The organism is Alsobacter sp. R-9 (genome assembly GCF_054612375.1).
Window position 1 is genome coordinate 173,095 of the sequence record NZ_JBTSWJ010000011.1, and the last position, 16,641, is coordinate 189,735.

Annotated in this window: 18 protein-coding genes; 11 read left to right on the plus strand and 7 right to left on the minus strand. The window is 69.0% G+C overall.

The window, feature by feature from the left end; all coding sequences use genetic code 11:
- Positions 1-288: 288 nt before the first annotated feature.
- Both ACX9GQ_RS18095 and ACX9GQ_RS18100 read left to right on the plus strand, forming a co-directional pair.
- On the plus strand, positions 289-984 hold the full coding sequence (locus tag ACX9GQ_RS18095) for an outer membrane protein (protein ID WP_459630972.1): 696 nt from the start codon (positions 289-291) through the stop codon (positions 982-984).
- Positions 985-1,135: 151 nt separating this feature from the next.
- Positions 1,136-2,176 (plus strand): sensor histidine kinase, encoded by a 1,041-nt coding sequence (locus ACX9GQ_RS18100; protein WP_459630973.1) that lies wholly within the window; start codon positions 1,136-1,138, stop codon positions 2,174-2,176.
- A gap of 4 nt (positions 2,177-2,180) precedes the next feature.
- Here the strand turns inward: ACX9GQ_RS18100 and ACX9GQ_RS18105 are convergent, their stop codons facing one another.
- The 4 genes from ACX9GQ_RS18105 to ACX9GQ_RS18120 all read right to left on the minus strand — a co-directional run bounded on the left by ACX9GQ_RS18105 (position 2,181) and on the right by ACX9GQ_RS18120 (position 6,701).
- Positions 2,181-2,558, minus strand: coding sequence for a response regulator (locus ACX9GQ_RS18105; protein ID WP_459630974.1), 378 nt, complete (start codon positions 2,556-2,558; stop codon positions 2,181-2,183).
- Between the two features lie 315 nt (positions 2,559-2,873).
- Complete coding sequence (locus tag ACX9GQ_RS18110; RefSeq protein WP_459630975.1) at positions 2,874-5,102, minus strand: ATP-binding protein; 2,229 nt, start codon at positions 5,100-5,102, stop codon at positions 2,874-2,876.
- A gap of 98 nt (positions 5,103-5,200) precedes the next feature.
- Positions 5,201-5,434 (minus strand): hypothetical protein, encoded by a 234-nt coding sequence (locus tag ACX9GQ_RS18115; protein ID WP_459630976.1) that lies wholly within the window; start codon positions 5,432-5,434, stop codon positions 5,201-5,203.
- 373 nt (positions 5,435-5,807) lie between these two features.
- Positions 5,808-6,701 carry a transglutaminase family protein gene (locus tag ACX9GQ_RS18120; protein WP_459630977.1) on the minus strand — a complete coding sequence of 298 codons (894 nt, stop codon included), beginning with the start codon at positions 6,699-6,701 and terminating at the stop codon, positions 5,808-5,810.
- Positions 6,702-6,990: 289 nt separating this feature from the next.
- Here ACX9GQ_RS18120 and ACX9GQ_RS18125 point away from each other — a divergent pair, with 289 nt between their 5' ends.
- Positions 6,991-7,203, plus strand: coding sequence for a CsbD family protein (locus ACX9GQ_RS18125; RefSeq protein ID WP_459630978.1), 213 nt, complete (start codon positions 6,991-6,993; stop codon positions 7,201-7,203).
- Positions 7,204-7,249: 46 nt separating this feature from the next.
- Here the strand turns inward: ACX9GQ_RS18125 and ACX9GQ_RS18130 are convergent, their stop codons facing one another.
- Positions 7,250-8,074, minus strand: a complete 825-nt coding sequence (locus ACX9GQ_RS18130; RefSeq protein ID WP_459630979.1) for a response regulator — start codon at positions 8,072-8,074, stop codon at positions 7,250-7,252.
- Between the two features lie 287 nt (positions 8,075-8,361).
- Between ACX9GQ_RS18130 and ACX9GQ_RS18135 the strand changes: the two genes are divergently transcribed.
- From ACX9GQ_RS18135 to ACX9GQ_RS18170, 8 genes are all read left to right on the plus strand, one after another.
- A complete protein-coding gene (locus tag ACX9GQ_RS18135; protein WP_459630980.1) occupies positions 8,362-8,565 on the plus strand; it encodes a NepR family anti-sigma factor in 204 nt (67 codons plus the stop codon).
- Positions 8,562-9,131, plus strand: coding sequence for a sigma-70 family RNA polymerase sigma factor (locus tag ACX9GQ_RS18140; protein ID WP_459630981.1), 570 nt, complete (start codon positions 8,562-8,564; stop codon positions 9,129-9,131). The genes ACX9GQ_RS18135 and ACX9GQ_RS18140 overlap by 4 nt, the downstream gene beginning before the upstream one ends.
- Positions 9,132-9,309: 178 nt before the next feature.
- Positions 9,310-9,651: a 2Fe-2S iron-sulfur cluster-binding protein gene (locus tag ACX9GQ_RS18145; RefSeq protein WP_459630982.1), complete on the plus strand. Its 342-nt coding sequence runs from the start codon at positions 9,310-9,312 to the stop codon at positions 9,649-9,651.
- A 134-nt stretch (positions 9,652-9,785) separates the two neighbouring features.
- On the plus strand, positions 9,786-10,628 hold the full coding sequence (gene cobA, locus ACX9GQ_RS18150; RefSeq protein WP_459630983.1) for a uroporphyrinogen-III C-methyltransferase: 843 nt from the start codon (positions 9,786-9,788) through the stop codon (positions 10,626-10,628).
- 14 nt (positions 10,629-10,642) lie between these two features.
- Positions 10,643-10,969 carry a DUF2849 domain-containing protein gene (locus tag ACX9GQ_RS18155; RefSeq protein WP_459630984.1) on the plus strand — a complete coding sequence of 109 codons (327 nt, stop codon included), beginning with the start codon at positions 10,643-10,645 and terminating at the stop codon, positions 10,967-10,969.
- An 11-nt stretch (positions 10,970-10,980) separates the two neighbouring features.
- A complete protein-coding gene (locus ACX9GQ_RS18160; protein WP_459630985.1) occupies positions 10,981-12,663 on the plus strand; it encodes a nitrite/sulfite reductase in 1,683 nt (560 codons plus the stop codon).
- 13 nt (positions 12,664-12,676) lie between these two features.
- Positions 12,677-13,180: a DUF934 domain-containing protein gene (locus ACX9GQ_RS18165; protein ID WP_459630986.1), complete on the plus strand. Its 504-nt coding sequence runs from the start codon at positions 12,677-12,679 to the stop codon at positions 13,178-13,180.
- Positions 13,181-13,307: 127 nt separating this feature from the next.
- Positions 13,308-15,122, plus strand: a complete 1,815-nt coding sequence (locus ACX9GQ_RS18170; protein ID WP_459630987.1) for a tetratricopeptide repeat protein — start codon at positions 13,308-13,310, stop codon at positions 15,120-15,122.
- Positions 15,123-15,150: 28 nt separating this feature from the next.
- Here ACX9GQ_RS18170 and ACX9GQ_RS18175 read toward each other — a convergent pair whose 3' ends face one another.
- Together ACX9GQ_RS18175 and ACX9GQ_RS18180 are read right to left on the minus strand one after the other, a co-directional pair.
- Positions 15,151-16,182, minus strand: a complete 1,032-nt coding sequence (locus tag ACX9GQ_RS18175) for a cysteine synthase A (RefSeq protein ID WP_459630988.1) — start codon at positions 16,180-16,182, stop codon at positions 15,151-15,153.
- A gap of 49 nt (positions 16,183-16,231) precedes the next feature.
- Entirely contained in the window at positions 16,232-16,552 is a 321-nt protein-coding gene (locus tag ACX9GQ_RS18180) for a hypothetical protein (protein WP_459630989.1), read from the minus strand.
- Between the last annotated feature and the right edge of the window lie 89 nt (positions 16,553-16,641).

Here is a 16,641-nt window from a genome sequence, read left to right on the forward strand (position 1 = left end):
TCGGCCAACGCGAGGTCTGCGGGGCGGTTCCACGGCGAGCTGCCGCATCAGGTCTTTGTGTCATTCGCCTGCCTGCATACAGCCACGACCAAGCTTTATTCACGCCATTTTATGGTCTCGATTTTATCAATCTCGCCACATTGAGGCTACAGACTGTGCTATTTCAACAACATTGACCGCAGACTCGAAGTATTTAAAGTTACGCTCCAGCTTGAATACCTTGATCGAACTTGGCGGCGCAGCTACGGTCGCCACTCCTCGCGTCGCCCGACCGAAAGGACGAAACACATGCGTAACCTTCTCCTCGCCGCCACGGCCCTGACGGCCGTTTCGGCACCGGCCTTCGCGGCCGATCTCCCCAGCCGCACGATGGCGCCGGCCGCGCCCGTCGCCTATGCGCCGCCGGCCTTCACGTGGACCGGCTTCTACATCGGCGTGAACGCGGGCTACGGCTGGTCCAGCGGTGGCGACACCACCTTCGCGGGCCCGGGCGGCACGTTCGTGTTCAGCAGCGGCGACGACGGCGGCTTCGTCGGCGGTGGCCAGATCGGCTACAACATGCAGACGGGCGCCTTCGTCTGGGGTCTGGAAACGGACATCCAGTACGCCGACTTCGGCGGCGACCGGACGTTCGGCGCCTTCGGCGTCACGAGCAGCAGCGGCAACTACTTCGGCACCGTGCGCGGCCGTATCGGCTTCGCCATGGACCGGGCGCTGTTCTACGTGACGGGCGGTCTTGCCTACGGCGACATCGGTGACCGGATCTTCGGCAGCAACGACACGCGTGCCGGCTGGACCCTCGGCGGCGGCGTCGAGTACGCCTTCACCAACAACTGGACCGCGAAGGTCGAAGGTCTGTGGGTGAACATCGACCGCGGCAACCGGTACGGCTCGTACACGGACCTGACCGGGACCTACCTCGTCACCCAGTCGAAGAACAACGACTTCGGCGTGATCAGGGCCGGCCTGAACTACAAGTTCTGACCGTCATCCCGGGCCTGCAAGTCTTGAAGAGGCCGGGTGCGACGCGCCCGGCCTCTTTCGCAGGAAGGAACCTCTGGCAGACTCCGCGCGTTACGACCACCGGTACCGCCGACGCCCGGCGGGGGCTGGACAAGGCGGCGCGCCTCTCGACATGGACAGCGGAGTTCGGTTCCAAGAACTGGCGGATGCCGCGCCGGTCCTCATCTGGCGCGTCGGCACGGACGGCGTCTACAACTGGGTCAATCGCACCTGGGTGGATTTCACCGGCTTGTCGCGCGAGCGCATGAGCGGCCTGTCCTGGGGAGAGGTCATCCACGAAGGCGAACGCGACAGGTGCCGCGCCCAGTTCAGGGCGGCCTTCGACGAGCGCCGCGACTTCTCCCTCGATTATCGGATCCGGCGGGCGGACGGCGAACTGCGCTGGATGACGGACCGCGGCCGCCCCTTCTTCCTGTCCGATGGAAACTTCGCCGGCTATCTCGGCACCTGTCTCGACATCTCCGACCGCAAGCATGCTGAACTCCGCGCACAGACTGCGCTCGCAGATGCACGGCGCGCCCTGCGCCAGCGCGATGTCCTCCTCGGTGAGGTTCATCACAGGGTGAAGAACAACCTCCAGGTGATTCTCAGCCTGCTGTCGCTCCGCGCGCGAGCTGTTCCCGACGCGCAGACGCGCGACGAACTGCTGCGACTCGCTCGCAGGATCCAGGCGATGGGGCACGTTCAGGCAGAGATCCACGGCGAGCACGACGTGACGCGGATCGTCCTCGTCGATTTCCTGCGACGTCTGGGCCGCCCCCTCGCCGTCCTGCATGGCTGCGACCACATCGACGTCCAGGTCGAGGGACTCGCCGTGCCGATCGAGGCCGGAACGGCCAGCATCGTCGGCCTGATCATGGCCGAGCTGATCTCGAACAGCTTCTCGCACGCGTTCCCCCGCGGGGTGGGCGACATCCGGATCAGGGTCCGCGAAGGGACCGGGGGTCGCATCGCCATCGACATCCACGACACGGGGGCTGGCTTCGATGCCACGGCGGCGGAGCAGAAGGGGTCAGTCGGATTGACCATCGTCCGGAGCCTCGCCCGGCAGGGCGACATCGTCATGCGTCACCATCCGGGGGCGGGCGCGGGCTGGACGCTTACGCTTCCGCCCTCGATCGGTCAGCCCGACTCCAGCCTCGCCGCCGGCTGAGACGTCAGCCGAATCCGAGGCGCCGCAGAGCCGCGGCAAGATCGTCGAGCTGGAACGGCTTGGTGACGCGGACGGTCGGCGGCTCTGCCCGCTCCTCCTGCCCCGGAAGAGCCCGCATGTGGCCGGTGGCGAACACGACGGGGAGATCCGGGCGACGCTCCCGGCACAGCTCGACCAGTCGATCCCCCGGCATGTCCGGGAGGCCGATGTCCGTCATCAGGACGTCGAGATGCGGATCCGCCTGAAAGTGGCCGAGCGCCGCTGCGGCCGTGCCGGCCTCCACGACCTCGTGGCCGAGCTCGTCGAGAAGGTCGGCCAGCGTCATCGCGATGAGCGGCTCGTCCTCAACAAGCAGAATTCTCAGTCGTCCGTTCACGGTCATCGTTGCCTGTCGACCAACGTGGTCCTCTTCGAATGTGTCGTCTCTCGCCCGCGAGCGCGAGCGAGGTTCAGAAACCCATGCAGGATAGCGCGTTCCGACCAGGCAGAAAGCGTCGTCTCACCCGGGCCTTCGGTCCTTGGCGGCATCGTCGGGCACGGGATCCAGCGCGGCGCGGTCGGGTTCGGGGCGCTTCTCGTCCTGGGCGCCCGGCTGGCCGGGCCGGCGAGCGGGCTGGACTTTCGGCGGTCTGGCGGATCGGGCGGGTGGTGAATCGGAGTGCGGCATCGGATCGTCCTGGTCGCCCCCCGGACGGTCTCAACGGATGCCGGCGCCCGCAGGTTCCCCGGCCGCATCGTTGCGCAACAACGAAGCCAGCCGGCGCGACAGTTCGTCGACGGTGAAGGGCTTTGGCAGGAGGTCCGGGCCGTCGTCCGCAGGGTCCTGCATGATCTGGTGCGCATAGCCCGACGTGAGCAGGACGTGCAGGCGCGGGCGGTCCCGACGCGCCTGCAGCGCCAGGGCCCGGCCGTCGGTCCCCGGCAGGCCGATGTCCGAGAACAGGAGGTCCACCTCGCGCGCCTGTGCCAGGAGGCGCATCGCGGATGCCGCATCCTCCGCCTCGAGCACGTCGAAGCCGAGGTCGCGAAGGGCATCGACGCTGAAGGACCGTACGGCCGGATCGTCCTCAACGACGAGCGCGGTCCGGCGACGCTCGGCCAGGAGCGCGGCATGATCCCCCCCGCCCTCCGCCGATGCCGGCTCGGGCTCCACCCCGAAGGCCGCCCGCGGCAGGAACAGCCTGACCGTGGTGCCCTCCCCGCTCCGGCTCTCCAGCCGCACGTGGCCGCCCGACTGCTTGATGAAGCCGTAGACCTGAGACAGGCCGAGGCCCGTACCCTTGCCGTGCGGCTTCGTCGTGAAGAACGGCTCGAAGACCTTGAGCTGGATCTCGTCGGGGATGCCGTGCCCGGTGTCGGCCACCTCTACGATCACCCAGTCGCCGGGTTCGGGATCCTCGGGGTGGGTCCCACGCTGGCTCACGGAAAGGTTGCGCGCGCGGATCTCCAGCCGCCCGCCCTCCGGCATGGCGTCGCGGGCGTTGACGGCGAGATTGAGGATCGCGCTCTCGAGTTGGTTCGGGTCGACGTTCACCGGCCACAGACCCGCCTGGGTGCGAGCCTCGACGGTGATGGATTCGCCCAGCGTGCGCCGGATCAGGTCCGACATGCCGCCCACGAGGTCCGCCACGTCGATCCGCTTGGGCTCCAGCGGCTGCTGGCGCGAGAAGGCGAGCAACCGCTGGGTGAGCAGGGAGGCGCGCACCGCTCCCTCCTTCGCCAGGCTCGCCGACCGCCGGGCCCTCACGTCGTCGGGACGCAGCCGCCGCAGCAGCATGTCGAGGTTCCCGATGACCACCGTCAGGAGGTTGTTGAAGTCGTGCGCGACGCCCCCGGTCAGCCGGCCCACCGCCTCCATCTTCTGGACCTGCCGGAGGGCGGCCTCGGCCGCCTGCCTCTTCTCCGACTCTGCCTTGAGCCTCGCGAAGGCGAGCGTCTGGCTATGCGCCTGCCTCAAGGCGGTGAGGCTCAGCAGGAAGAGACCGAGCGTGGCCGGGATGCCGATGGCCACGTAGATGGCCATGGTGCGAAGCCAGTCGTCCAGGATCACCGAGCGCGGAGATGCGACGACGACCTGGACCGGATAGCCCTCGATGCCCCTGTGGGCCACGAGTTCGGCCGGTCCCTGGTCGGAGGCCGGCAGGTCCAGAAGGCCCGTCGCCGGAACGCCGCGGAGCTGTCCGACGAGTTCCTGCGCGCGCTGGCCGATCGGTGTGCCGTCGCCACGGGGACTGGGGGTGTCGACGAGGATCGCCCCGTCGTCGCGCATGAGGGCGATGGCGAGGTTCGTCTCCCGTGCGACGCGGCCGTGGAACTCGCGATAATAGTCGGGCTGCACCGATACGGCGACGACGCCGGCGAACGGACCCTCCGGCGATCGCAGGCGCCAGCTGATCTGGAAGAACCGGACGTCCATGACCCGCCCCCGCAGCTGTTCGCTGACGTAAGGGGGCCGCGGCTGGCGAATGTGCACGCGAAAATATTCGCGGTCCGAAAGGTCCACCCCCGGGACGGGAAACACCTCGGCCGCCACCATCCCGCGGCCCTGCGCGTCAAGGAGCCAGACGTCCTGGATCTGAGGCAGGGAGTGCGAGAGCCGAAGGAGCCGTTCGTTGATCGCCGCTTCGCGGGCGCGGATCTCCGCGTCGGAAAGATCGCGCACGAACTCGTTCGCCTGCCCGGCCACGAGGGCGTAGGTGTCGAAGGTCCTCAGGGCGTGCTCGTGGACGAGGTCGAGCGTGTGCTGGAGCGACCTCTCCAGATCCTTCTCGCGATCTCGCCAGGCCGTGACACCCACGGCCGCGAGGAGCATCAGGGGAAGCGCGACGGACAGCCAGACGAGAATGCGCAGCCAGCGAACCGACTGTTCGCCCGGCGACGTCGCGTCGCCGGCTGCGCCGGCACGTGGAACACGGAAGTCGTTCATCCGACGCGTGCACGCCCCCGCCGATTGGTCGTGGGAGTTTCACACATCCAGGGGCGAGGACCAAGCCCGGCTTGGCCGAAGATGCGGCTTTTCGTCCTCTATCGGGCCTGCTCGGACCCGATCGCCGGTCGAAGGGTCTCGCGCAGGAGGGATTCGAGGACGTAGCGCTGGCGGAGGCTCTCCACGAGTTCCTCCCGCTCCATGGCCGACGCTCCCGCGATGCCGAGATCGTGGGCGAAGGCGCGCAGGTCGTCGAGGATCCGATCCTCCATCTCGACCGCATCGGCGCGAGGTGCCGGGAAGGCGCTGTGCGGACGATCGAGCCGTGCCATGAAAGTCCCCCGTTGCTGAGTGGGCCCGGACGTTCGGGCGTCCGCCCACGAACGCATCCCATGCACGGACTGTTCCATGTGAATGTTGCACCGCTATTGCAAGGAGCAGGCGGAACCGTGACATCCGTGCGGCGTTCGTCGCACGCGCAGCCACAGGAGAGAACGACGTGCGATCGTCCGAGCCGCCAGCGGTCCCCGAGCCTGTCCCGCCGGTCCCCGCGCCGCCGCCCGCTCCCGGTCCCGGGCCCACGCCCGAGGGCCCGCCCCAACCGCCTGAAGGCCCCGCGCCCCTGCCGCCGGTAGAGATTCCCGCAGGCCCGCCGGAGCCGGGTCTGCCCCCGGCGAACGATCCCATCCCGCCGCCGACGCGGGCTCAGGTGTAGCTTGGCTCGTCGGTACGCTGGACGAGGACCTCGACGGTCATGCCGAGCGGGTCCGATGGCCGCCCGGTGAAGCTGCCCGCAACCGGGACCGCCTGCGAAGGATCGCGGGTGACGGCGACGCGGATCAGGGAGCCGGCATCGACCGCCGCGTTGGTGGGGTCGAACTCGACCCACCCTGCACCTGGCAGGTAGACGTCGACCCAGGCATGGGTCTGCCCGGCGCCGACCGTCCCGGCCGCGCCCCCGTCGAGGGCCGGATCATACAGGTAGCCGCTCACGAAGCGGGCGCCGAAGCCAAGGCTGCGGAGCGCCTCGATCATGAGCAGAGCGAAGTCGCGGCACGATCCGGCGCCGCGCTCGAGCGTCACCTCCGGCGGCTGGGTGCCCTCCGTGTCCCTGGCTTCGTAGCGAAAGGTGGCGCGAATCCGGTCGTTGAGCGTGCTCAGCAGGTCCATCGTGGGCATGGGTCGTGCGGACACGAAGCCGCGTGCCCATTCGTCCACGGCACCTCGCGCGTCGGGATAGTGCCGCTCCAGCAGCCGGCCGAGGTCAGAGCGGTCGTCGGCCGAGTAGATGAAGGGATAGGTGCGCGCGGCGTCGGTCAGGGACAGCGACTCCTGCGCCCGCGGATACCGGACGAGATGCAGGACGGACTCGATCGAGAGCCTGTCCGCGGCCGTGTCGAACGTCGCGACGGCGACGGAATTGCCGAAGACGTCGTGGAACCAGCGGACGGAGCTGGCGGCCGGGGACAGGATCAGTTCCGCCTTGTCCAGCCGCAGGTCGTGGCTGTCGCGGGGTCGCAGCATCAACCGGTGCTCCCCGAAGCTCACGGGGGCGGCATACCGGTACTCGGTGCGGTGTCGGACGGTGAAGGGAACCACTGATCCTGTCTCCTGGCGGTCCTTGGGCCAACCCTCTCGCCCCGGTCGGCGGTTCCATCACGACGCCGAAACGATCGGCCGGGCAACGATGGAACCGAAGGCGACCCTTGCGCGTTGGGAGGTCGTTCGCAACGGTCGGGTGAGGAAAGCCCCCTCCCAGCCTGGCCGGCCGCGCCTCCTCGACCCGCAGCGGGGCAACCCCGTTGCGGGTCGTTTTTCGTTCGGAACCCGAGCGGCTCCGTCACGTTGCCCCGACGGGGACTTCACTCGAACGAGGGAGCCATCTGACATGAACTGGGATCGTGTTGAAGGCAACTGGAAGGAAATGAAGGGCCGGATCAAGCAGCAGTGGGGCGAGCTCACCGATGACGACATCACGGTGATGAACGGCAAGCGGGACGAACTCGCCGGCCGGCTGCAGCAGCGCTACGGCTACGCGAAGGATCGGGCCGAACGCGAGATCGATGCGTGGCTGAACGCCACCCAGCCCGACCGCATGTGACGACTCCGGGCGGGGCTTCGGCCCCGCCCGACGGCATCGTCGAGGCTCAGGCCCTCGCCCGCTCCGCCGCCGCGCCGCGCTCGGGGGGGCAGTGGGACTTCTGGTCGAAGAAGAGAGCCTGGCTGATGACCGCCCTCACCGTGTCCGCGCGGAAGGGCTTCGTGATCAGGAATGCCGGCTCCGGGCGCTGCCCCGTCAGGAACCGCTCCGGAAACGCCGTGATGAAGATCACGGGCAGGGAGGACGTCTGGAGGATGTCGTTCACGGCATCGACGCCAGAACTGCCATCGGCGAGCTGGATGTCCGCCAGCACGAGCCCCGGTTCCCGGCGCTGGATCACGGCCTGGGCTTCGCTGCGCGTCCGGGCGATACCGAGAACCCGGTGGCCGAGGCCCTGCACCAGCGCCTCGAGATCCATGGCGATGATGGGTTCGTCCTCGATGATCAGGACGTCTGTCGACATCTGCTCGGCAATTTCGCGCCCGGCCTCCGTGAGAAGCGTGTCGACCTCGACGACGGTCCTGCCCATCGCTCCCGCAACATCGTCGTGGGAGAAGCCTTCGACGCAATGCAACAGGAACGCGATCCTCGCCGGCGGCGTCAGCATCGACAGGGAGCGCCGCGGCCCCCCTTCCACCCGCGCGGCCACGTCGGTGGCCCGGTTGACGGGCACCGATGCCCAGACCTTCAGGAAAGCCTTGTAGAGAGCGACCCGGGGTTCGAGCACGTCGTCGAACGAGCCGGGATCCGCCACCAGCGCCTCGAGGGTCGCCACGGCGTAGGCGTCACCCCCCTGCTGCGAACCGGCCAGCGCACGCGCGAAGCGGCGCAGGTAAGGCAAGTGCGGGGCGATCGCCTGGGCGATGGACATGGTGGTCCTCCTGTCATGCGGTCCGCAGGCGACCGAGAGGGCCGGGCCGGCGCGGGGAGCGAGGGGGGCTATGGTCGCGGACCATTCTCGCGCTAACGTCGCAGCCTCGGGGAAGTTCCATCGGACCCTAGGAACCACGTCCGCAGAGCCGCGTTGAGCACCCAGCACACCGCGCCGGCGGCCACCAGCCGATCCCCCGGGTACACTGAGCCGTTCGCGCGGAGGCATGGATGAGGACCAGGAAAGGCCGGCGCTCCGGCGCCGCCGCACGGCAGGCAGGCACCGACATGAGCGAACCCATCAACGTCGATCTGTCGGATGACACCGCGTCGTTGCAGACGGGGCGGCCCGATACCGATCTCCAGTCGCACATCGGCCGCCAGTTGCGGGCGATGTACGACACGGTGGTGAACCAGCCGGTCCCGGACCGCTTCCTGGAACTCCTCAACAAGCTCGACGAGAAGACGGGGGGAACGAAGGACAAGGAATGACCGAGGATCCCGCCGCCCGCCGCATGAAGGACGACATCCTGGCGGCGGTCCCGGCCTTGCGTGCGTTCGCGATGTCGCTGAGCGGCAATCCCGATCGCGCGGACGACCTCGTGCAGGAGACGATGCTGAAGGCATGGGCGAACCGGGACAGCTTCACCCCGGGGACGAACGTGTCCGCGTGGCTCTTCACCATCCTGCGCAACGTGTTCTACTCCGAGCACCGCAAGCGGCGGCGCGAGGTCGAGGACGCCGACGGCCAGATGGCGGCCCGCCTGGCCACCCATCCGGCGCAGGAGGGCCACATGGACCTCGTCGACTTCGGGGCGGCTCTTCAGCAACTCCTCCCCGACCAGCGCGAAGCCCTCATCCTGATCGGCGGCTCCGGGCTCTCCTACGAAGAGGCCGCTCAGATCTGCGGCTGCGCGGTGGGCACCATCAAGAGCCGCGTGAACCGCGCCCGCACCCGCCTCGCCGAGATCCTCGCGGTGTCGTCGACGTCGGAGTTCGGCCCCGAGTCCCGCTGGGCCACGGCCCTGTCGGCGACGTCGGGAGAGGATCGAAGCTAATTTACAGCTTAAGATGTGATTATCGATTAATACGCAGCAGGCGATGTTGATTGCTGCCGCGGTGGGGCCGTGGTAGTAACTGAACGGTTGGTCCGTTGACCTTGGTCAAGGACAGCGCCCGAAGTCCGCTCCAGCAGTGGCGTCGGTTCCTCATTCGTCGCGCCTCTTCGGGTTTCCCATGCACATCGTCGTCGTCGACCACCAGGGAGTGGAGCACAACCTCGAGGCGCTCGAGGGCTGGCGCGTGATGGAGGTCATCCGGGACTGGGGCGTCGGGATCAAGGCCGAGTGCGGCGGTGCCTGTGCCTGCGCCACCTGCCATGTCTACGTCGATCCGGAGTGGGTCGGCCGCCTGATTCCGCCGACGGACGAGGAGATCGACCGCCTCGACGAGGCGATGATGGTCGACGCAACCACCTCGCGCCTTTCATGCCAGATCCTCATGACCGAGGCCCTGGACGGGTTGCGGGTTCGCCTGGCCCCGGGCAGCGAGCCGGAGCCGCAGGCCGAGGCAGCCTGATCCACGAGGGAATGGCAGCGTCCCGCGCCAGCCGTTCCATATAGAGAATCTACAAATTGTTTTTGTAGTATAAAGATTATTGTCGATACGGTATGTGAATTAATCTTTCACACGAACCGGCATCGATCATGACCATGTCATTCTCCACAGCCCCCGATCGTGGCATCGGCTGGTTCGCGCGGCTCGCAGCGATCCTGGGCAGGGCGGGACGTGGCCCACGCGGTCGTGTCGCCCTCGTCGGCGCCGGGCCAGGCGCTGCCGACCTCCTGACGGTCCGTGCGGTGCGGCTGCTCCAGCAGGCCGACGTGGTGCTCCACGACGCGCTCGTCGGTCCCGAAGTCCTCGGCCTCGTCCCACCGGAGACGGAACGGGTCTGCGTCGGCAAGCGGCGCGGAGCCCACCGGATGACGCAGCGCGACATCGAGGCCCTGATGATCCGCCACGCACGGGCAGGCCGCCGCGTCGTCCGGCTGAAGGCCGGCGATCCGCTCGTGTTCGGCCGTGCGGGCGAGGAGATGGCCGCGCTGGAGGGCGCCGGCATCCCGTTCGAGCTCGTTCCCGGCGTCACCGCGGCCCTGGCCGCCGCAGCCGACGCGAAGCTGCCGCTCACGCTGCGCGGTGTCGCCTCGACCCTCGTCCTCGCCACGGCCGAGGGCGCCGAGGGGACGGATCCCGCGCATTGGGAAACCCTTGCCGCGGGCGGCGCGACCGTCGCGGTGTACATGGGGCGCAGCGCAGGACAGAGGGTCCGCGACAGGCTCGTCGCCGCCGGTCTTGCAGCGTCGACCCCCGTCGTGGCCGTGGAGAAGGCGGGCCGCAACGAGAGGCGCATCTTCTCCGGCGTCCTCGACGACCTGCCCGTTCTCGCCGCACGCGCCGACATCGACGGACCCACGCTCATCCTGATCGGTCCGGCCGCGGCTTTGGCCGCGACCGCCGACGCCTGGCCCCTCGCCCCCCTCGCCGCCGCGGCCTGACGGAGACGCCGACGATGATGAAGAAGCCGCGTTCCGCGACCCTCCTCGTGGTCTCTGCGAACGACACGCTCAGCGGGGTGGCGATCTATCGGACCGCCGACGGCTGGACGACGCGTCTCGACGAGGCGCTCGTCATACCGTCGCAGGCGGAGGCCGAGGCCCTCCTTCCGCAGGTGACGCGTGCCAGCGCCATCGAGGCGGTCGATCCCTACCTCGTCGAGGTGATCCGGGAGGACGGACGCCTCGTCCCCGTGCGCTGGCGCGAGCGCATTCGGCTGGAGGGGCCGACCGTGCCCTCACTCGCCGACGCCCCGGTCGCCCCCAAAGCCGACGCCGCCTGAGAGGCCCGCCCATGTACCGCTACGACGAGTTCGACCGCGCCTTCGTCCACGAGCGTGTCGACGAGTTCGCCGACCAGGTCGCGCGCCGCCTGTCGGGCGACCTCTCCGAAGACCAGTTCAAGCCCATCCGGCTCATGAACGGCGTGTACCTGCAACTGCACGCCTACATGCTCCGCATCGCCATTCCCTACGGCACGCTGTCGTCGCGGCAGCTGCGCAAGCTCGCCTTCATCGCGCGGACGTACGACCGCGGCTGGGGCCACTTCACGACGCGCCAGAACCTCCAGTTCAACTGGATCGCGCTGAAGGACGTGCCCGACATCCTGCGCCACCTCGCAGAGGTGGAGATGCACGCCATCCAGACCTCCGGCAACTGCATCCGCAACGTCACCGCGGACCACTTCGCCGGAGCTGCCGCCGACGAGGTGGCCGATCCCCGCCCCTACGCGGAGATCCTGCGGCAGTGGTCGGCGCTGCACCCGGAGTTCAGCTTCCTGCCGCGCAAGTTCAAGCTTGCCGTCACCGGAGCCCCGAACGACCGCGCCGCGATCCAGGTGCACGACATCGGGCTGGAGGTGAAGCGCAGCGATGAGGGCGACGTCGGCTTCGCCGTGTGGGTCGGCGGCGGGCAGGGCCGGACGCCCATGATCGCGAAGAAGGTCCGCGACTTCCTGCCCGAGAGCGAGCTGCTCGCGTACTGCACGGCGATCCTGCGCGTCTACAACCTGTACGGACGCCGCGACAACAAGTTCAAGGCGCGCATCAAGATCCTCGTCCACGAGACCGGCATCGAGGAACTGAAGCAGGACATCGAGGTCGAGTACGAGGCCCTGAAGGCCGAGAACCTCGAACTGACCGTCCCCCGCGAGGAAGTGGAACGCATCGCGGCCTACTTCGCGCCGCCGGCCTTCGAGACGCTGCCGGCGACGTCCGCGGCCCTCGAGCGTGGCCGGCGCGTCGACGCGGACCTCGACGCCTTCGTGACGCGCAACGTCACGCCGCACCGCCAGCCCGGCTATGGCTGCGTCACCGTCTCGTTAAAGCCGATCGGCGGTCCGCCCGGCGACGCGACGGCAGAGCAGATGGAGGCCGTGGCCGACCTCGCCGAGCGCTACTCCTTCGACGAGGCGCGCGTCAGCCACGAGCAGAACCTCGTCCTGCCGCACGTGAAGCTGGACGACGTCCCTGCCCTCTTCGCCGCCCTGCAGCGGGCGGGCCTCGCCACGGCCAACGCAGGCCTCGTGACCGACATCATCGCCTGCTCCGGCCTCGACTACTGCGCGCTGGCCAACGCCCGCTCGATCCCGGTGGCGCAGCGCCTGTCGGAGCGTTTCGCCGACCAGGCCCGGCAGCGCCAGATCGGTGACCTGAAGATCAAGATCTCGGGCTGCATCAATGCCTGCGGGCACCATCACGTGGGGCACATCGGCATCCTCGGCGTGGAGCGCAAGGGCGAGGAGTTCTACCAGATCACGCTGGGCGGTTCGGCCGACCAGAACACGGCCATCGGCACCATCCTCGGCCGCGGCTTCCCGGCGGACGGGATCGTCGACGCCGTGGAGACGGTCGTCGACACCTATCTGCGCCTGCGCCTGTCGCCCGCCGAGAGCTTCATCGACGCGGTTCGCCGGCTCGGCGAAGCGCCGTTCCAGACGGCGCTCTACCCCGACGCTCCCGCCACCGAAGCCGCCTGACGGAGACCGACCCATGGCCCTCTTTGGACGCGACGGCTTCGGCGAGGACGCTTTCATCCCGGTGCCCGACGGCGAGCCGGTCCCGACCGATCGACCGGCGATCGTCTCGAAGACCCGCTGGCTGGCGCAGCGAGACCAGCTTGGGGCCCGTAACGCGCCGCTCGGCCTCATGCTGGAGGCCGGCGAGGACCTCGACGGGATCGAGGCCGATGTCGGCCGCTTCGCCCTCGTGGCGCTGCGTTTCCCGCGCTACACCGACGGGCGCGCCTACTCGACGGCGCGCCTTCTGCGGGAGCGTCATGCCTTCGCCGGCGAACTGCGCGCCGTGGGTGACGTGCTGCACGACCAGATCCCATTCATGCGCCGTTGCGGCTTCGACAGCTTCGAAATCACCCACGAGCCCACCATCCGCGCCTTGCGGGAGGGCCGCGTGCGCGGCGTGGCACATCACTACCAGCCCGCGGCCGTGCCGGAGACGGCACCCGGTCCGCGCTGGCGCAGGGTCCGGGCCGGCTGAGACCGGACCCCGGCGGTGCTCCACGTTGCCAAGCTGAAGGTGACACCGCACACTGATGGACAATCGGGACGCGTGGATTCTTTGGTTCACACGGCCTGCTGATCCTCCGACACGGCGTGGCGCCTCCATGGTTGAGCAATCCCCCGACCGCGGCGCTTCCATCGCGCCCTCCGCGGACGCCGTCCCCCTCGAACGCCGCCTCGCCGCCATACTCGCGCTCGACGTCGTCGGCTTCAGCCGGATGACCGGTATCGACGAGGAAGGAACGCTGGCGGCGCTCAAGGCCCATCGCCGCGACCTGATCGACCCGACCCTGCTCGCCGCGCGCGGCCGGATCATAAAGTCCACCGGCGACGGGCTCCTCGCCGAGTTCTCGAGCTCGGTGGCAGCAGTTCGATCCGCCGTGATGATCCAGCAGGGCATGACCGAGCGGAACGCCGGCCTGCCGGCCGACCGGCGGATGACGCTGCGCATCGGCATCCACGTCGGCGACGTCGTGGTCGATGACGCGGACCTGCTCGGCGACGGCGTCAACATCGCCGCCCGGCTGGAGGGCGTCGCGGACCCCGGCGGCGTGGCCATCTCCGAGGACGTCTGGCGGCAGGTACAGGGCAAGGTCGGCGCCGCCTTCGCCGACGCCGGCGAGGTGCGGCTGAAGAACATCGCCGCCCCCATGCGCCTGTTCCGCCTCGAGATCGCCGAGGTTTCGGCCCTCGACGTCCCGGCGGGGACGCCGGCCCCCGCGCCCGAGCTGGCGATGCCGGAATTGCCGTCGCTCGCCGTGCTGCCCTTCCAGAACATGAGCGGCGACCCCGAGCAGGAGTATTTCGCCGACGGGCTCGTCGAGGACATCATCACGACCCTGTCCAAGCTGACGGGGTTGCGCGTCATCGCCCGCAACTCCAGCTTCGTCTACAAGGGCCGCGCCGTGGACGTGCGCGAGGCCGGCCGGCAGCTCGGCGTGCGCCACGTCCTGGAGGGTAGCGTGCGGCGCGCCGGCAACCGCATCCGCATCACCGCCCAGCTCGTCGACACGCGCACCGGATCGCACGCGTGGGCGGAACGCTACGACCGCCCGCTGGACGACATCTTCGCCGTGCAGGACGAGATCACGCTCGTGCTCGCCACGGAGATGCAGGTGAAGCTCACCGAAGGCGAGCAGGCCCGGCGCCACTACACGACGACGTCGAACGTCGAGGCATGGTCGCTGTGGATGCAGGGGCTGACGCTCTACCGCACCGCCATCACCAAGGACAATTGCGGCCGGGCGCTGGCGCTGTGGCAGAAGGCCCGGGAGCTCGAGCCTGCCTCCCCCGCCCTCAATGCGATGATCGGCTTCATGCACTGCGCCGACGCCCGCTTCGGCTGGTGGCAGGAGCGCGCGGCCGCCACAGCCTCGGCGCGCGACTTCACCGAACAGGCGCTGCGCGTCGATCCTGACCACTCCGACGCCCATGTCACGCTCGGCATGCTGAACATGATCGAGGGTGACTGGCCGAAGGCCATCCACCACGTCCGCAAGGCGGTCGAGTCGGCGCCGGGCTCGGCCGACGCCGCCACGATGGCGTCCTTCATCCTCTCCTGCGCCGGACACCCGCAGGAGGCCGTGCCGCTGATCGAGCGGGCGATGCAGCTGAGCCCGAACTACCCCGCCAACTACCTAGGCCACCTCGGCAATGCCTACCGGCTGACCGGACGGTTCGAGGAGGCGATCGCGGCCTTCAAGGCCTTCGACAAGCGAAGCGCCGGGTTCGGGCTCACCGATCTCGTGATCGCCTACCAGCAGACGGACCGGCCGGACCTCGCCCGGCAGACCGCAGAACGGCTCCTCGGCCTGAGGCCTTCCTTCACGGTGGAGGGCTGGTTGAAGACCCAGTTCCGGCGCAACCACGCGATGGTCGCATCGGAAGCCGAGGCCCTGCGGGCCGCCGGCCTTCCCTAGGTCGTCGGCCGCCGTTGCGACGCTGGCGCTAGACCAGCGGCGCCTTGATGCCGCGGGTGTTCACAAGCCACTCCGGCACCGGCAGGTTCTTCGCGCGCAGGAAGTCCGGATTGAAAAGCTTCGACTGGTAGCGCGTGCCGTAGTCGCACAGGATCGTCACGATGGTGTGGCCCGGCCCGAGCGTCTCGGCCAGCCGGATCGCGCCGGCGACGTTCACGCCGGACGAGCCGCCGAGGCACAGGCCCTCGTGCTCCAGCAGGTCGAAGACGATCGGGATCGCCTCCTCGTCCGGGATCTGGAACGCGACGTCGATGGGCGCGCCCTCGATGTTGCGCGTGATCCGCCCCTGGCCGATGCCCTCGGTGATGGACGACCCGGACGACTTGAGCTCGCCGGTCGTGAAGTAGCTGTAGAGCGCCGCCCCCATGGGATCGGCGAGGCCGATCGCCACCTTGGGGTTGCGCTCCTTGAGCGCCATCGCCGTCCCCGCCAGCGTGCCGCCCGTGCCCACGGCGCAGATGAAGCCGTCGACCTTGCCGTCCGTCTGGCGCCAGATCTCGGGGCCGGTCGTCTCGATGTGCGCCTGCCGGTTGGCGACGTTGTCGAACTGGTTGGCCCACACCGCGCCGTTGGGATCGGTCGCGGCGAGTTGCTCCGCAAGGCGGCCGGATACCTTCACGTAGTTGTTCGGGTTGGCGTAGGGCACCGCAGGCACCTCGACCAGCTCGGCGCCGGCCAGCCGCAGCATGTCCTTCTTCTCCTGCGACTGGGTCTCGGGGATGACGATGACCGTCCGGAACCCGAGCGCATTGCCGACCAGCGCCAGCCCGATGCCCGTATTGCCGGCCGTGCCCTCGACGATGGTGCCGCCCGGCCGCAGCGCGCCGCGGCGAACCGCGTCCTCGATGATGAACAGCGCGGCCCGGTCCTTCACGGACTGGCCGGGATTCATGAACTCGGCCTTGCCGAGGATCCGGCAGCCGGTGCGCTCGGAGGCGCGCTTCAGGGTGATCAGGGGCGTGTTGCCGATGGCGTCGGCGATGCCGTTGCGGATGGACATGCAATCTCGCCTCCGTCGGGAGGCGCCTCGAACGCGTGGGGGATGGGGATCAGCTATACCAGACGGGCGCGAGCGTCACGCCCTGCCCGACATGGCGCGCGACCGCGTCGCGGGCGAGCTCGGGCTCGGCGAAAGCCCTGCCCTCAAGCTCCGCCGTACCCTCGACGCGGGAGACCGTGACGTACTCTCCGCCCGGGCGACGCAGCAGGACGGCCACCGACATGCCGCCCTGGAGCACCAGGAAGGCGTCGGCCGTGAGCCCGTCCGTGAGGAGGCGTCGCAGGATGCCCGCGAACCGGGTCGCCAGCCGCGTGGGAGCAGAACCGGCAGCGAAGGCCACGGGAGACTGGACGTCGAACGCCTGCGTCATCGGACATCTCCGCGAGCCGGAATGGCCACGCTGGCGATGATACGCACTTCAAGTGGGAAAACAAGTATTTTCCGTCATAAACTGTGTAT

Coding starts and splice junctions, on each gene's coding strand:
- ACX9GQ_RS18115 (WP_459630976.1), bottom strand. CDS start 5,434: ATGGCACGGCTCGATCGTCCGCACAGCGCCTTCCCGGCACCTCGCGCC.
- ACX9GQ_RS18175 (WP_459630988.1), bottom strand. CDS start 16,182: ATGTCCATCCGCAACGGCATCGCCGACGCCATCGGCAACACGCCCCTG.
- cobA (WP_459630983.1), top strand. CDS start 9,786: ATGTCATTCTCCACAGCCCCCGATCGTGGCATCGGCTGGTTCGCGCGG.
- ACX9GQ_RS18110 (WP_459630975.1), bottom strand. CDS start 5,102: ATGAACGACTTCCGTGTTCCACGTGCCGGCGCAGCCGGCGACGCGACG.
- ACX9GQ_RS18135 (WP_459630980.1), top strand. CDS start 8,362: ATGAGCGAACCCATCAACGTCGATCTGTCGGATGACACCGCGTCGTTG.
- ACX9GQ_RS18160 (WP_459630985.1), top strand. CDS start 10,981: ATGTACCGCTACGACGAGTTCGACCGCGCCTTCGTCCACGAGCGTGTC.
- ACX9GQ_RS18130 (WP_459630979.1), bottom strand. CDS start 8,074: ATGTCCATCGCCCAGGCGATCGCCCCGCACTTGCCTTACCTGCGCCGC.
- ACX9GQ_RS18100 (WP_459630973.1), top strand. CDS start 1,136: ATGGACAGCGGAGTTCGGTTCCAAGAACTGGCGGATGCCGCGCCGGTC.
- ACX9GQ_RS18105 (WP_459630974.1), bottom strand. CDS start 2,558: ATGACCGTGAACGGACGACTGAGAATTCTGCTTGTTGAGGACGAGCCG.
- ACX9GQ_RS18145 (WP_459630982.1), top strand. CDS start 9,310: ATGCACATCGTCGTCGTCGACCACCAGGGAGTGGAGCACAACCTCGAG.
- ACX9GQ_RS18165 (WP_459630986.1), top strand. CDS start 12,677: ATGGCCCTCTTTGGACGCGACGGCTTCGGCGAGGACGCTTTCATCCCG.
- ACX9GQ_RS18155 (WP_459630984.1), top strand. CDS start 10,643: ATGATGAAGAAGCCGCGTTCCGCGACCCTCCTCGTGGTCTCTGCGAAC.
- ACX9GQ_RS18140 (WP_459630981.1), top strand. CDS start 8,562: ATGACCGAGGATCCCGCCGCCCGCCGCATGAAGGACGACATCCTGGCG.
- ACX9GQ_RS18125 (WP_459630978.1), top strand. CDS start 6,991: ATGAACTGGGATCGTGTTGAAGGCAACTGGAAGGAAATGAAGGGCCGG.
- ACX9GQ_RS18180 (WP_459630989.1), bottom strand. CDS start 16,552: ATGACGCAGGCGTTCGACGTCCAGTCTCCCGTGGCCTTCGCTGCCGGT.
- ACX9GQ_RS18170 (WP_459630987.1), top strand. CDS start 13,308: ATGGTTGAGCAATCCCCCGACCGCGGCGCTTCCATCGCGCCCTCCGCG.
- ACX9GQ_RS18095 (WP_459630972.1), top strand. CDS start 289: ATGCGTAACCTTCTCCTCGCCGCCACGGCCCTGACGGCCGTTTCGGCA.